The organism is Elstera litoralis (assembly GCF_000963705.1).
Lineage (GTDB): Bacteria > Pseudomonadota > Alphaproteobacteria > Elsterales > Elsteraceae > Elstera > Elstera litoralis.
Window position 1 is genome coordinate 1 of the sequence record NZ_LAJY01000628.1, and the last position, 1,250, is coordinate 1,250.

1 protein-coding gene is annotated in these 1,250 nt (G+C 58.4%); it reads right to left on the reverse strand.

Annotation, left to right across the window (positions count from 1 at the left end):
- On the reverse strand, positions 1-1,250 hold a 1,250-nt coding region (pepN, locus tag VZ95_RS18415), incomplete at both ends, for an aminopeptidase N (protein WP_045777158.1).

The window sequence follows — 1,250 nt, forward strand, 5'->3', positions numbered from 1 at the left end:
TCGGAATCGTAACTATCGGAAACGCGCAAAACCGGCGTGCCCGCCTGGGAATACCAGCGCTCGAACTGGAGCAGATCGACATCATTGGCATCCGCCATCGCCGCGCGGAAATCGTCGCAGGTGACGGCCTGGCCGTCGTGGCGGGCGAAATAAAGGTCCATCCCGCGCCGGAAGCCCTCGGCCCCCAGGAATGTATGGTACATGCGCACCACTTCCGCGCCCTTATTATAGACTGTTGCGGTATAGAAATTATTGATTTCAAGGTAGGAATCGGGCCGCACCGGGTGCGCCGTCGGCCCGGCATCCTCGGGGAACTGGCTGGCGCGTAAGCCCCGCACGTTGGAAATCCGCTGCACCGCTGCCGAATTCATATCCGCCGAAAACTGCTGATCGCGGAAGACCGTCAACCCTTCCTTCAAGGAAAGCTGGAACCAATCGCGGCAGGTAACGCGGTTGCCGGTCCAATTATGGAAATATTCATGGGCGATGACGGCTTCGATGCCCTGATAATCTAAATCGGTTGCGGTTTGGGCGTCGGCCAACACATATTTTGTATTGAAGACGTTCAGCCCCTTATTCTCCATCGCCCCCATATTAAAATCGCCCACGGCGACGATCATATAAATGCCGAGATCATATTCGAGGCCGAAAACTTCCTCGTCCCAGGCCATCGCGTGTTTCAGCGATTCCATCGCGTGCCCCGTCTTGGCGGCATCCGCTGCGCGCGTCCAGATTTCGAGCGCGACGGTCCGCCCGCTGCGGGTGGTGAAACTATCGGCGCTTTTCACCAGATTTCCGGCAACCACGGCGAACAGATAGGCAGGCTTGGGGAAGGGATCGTGCCAGACGGCAAAATGTTTCCCGCCCTCCATCGTTCCGCTTTCGATACAATTACCATTCGACAGTAGAACCGGGTAAGTCGCCGTATCAGCAATCAGACGGACGGTATAGACCGACAGAAGATCGGGCCGGTCCAGCCAATAGGTGATCTTGCGGAAACCTTCCGCCTCGCATTGGGTGCAGAGCATATCGCCCGAAGCGTACAGGCCTTCCAACTCCAGATTGGCGCTGGGATCGAGCGTGACGACGCTCACCAACTCGCCGCTTTCCGGTGGCGCGAGCAGCAGCAAGCCCGCGTCGGTCAGCCTATAATCCTGGCCTTCCACCAGCGCCGCCCCATCGAGCGCGAGGCTTTCCAAGGTCAGATTGCGCCCGTGTAATAGCAAAGCCTCGCCCGGCTGATACACCTC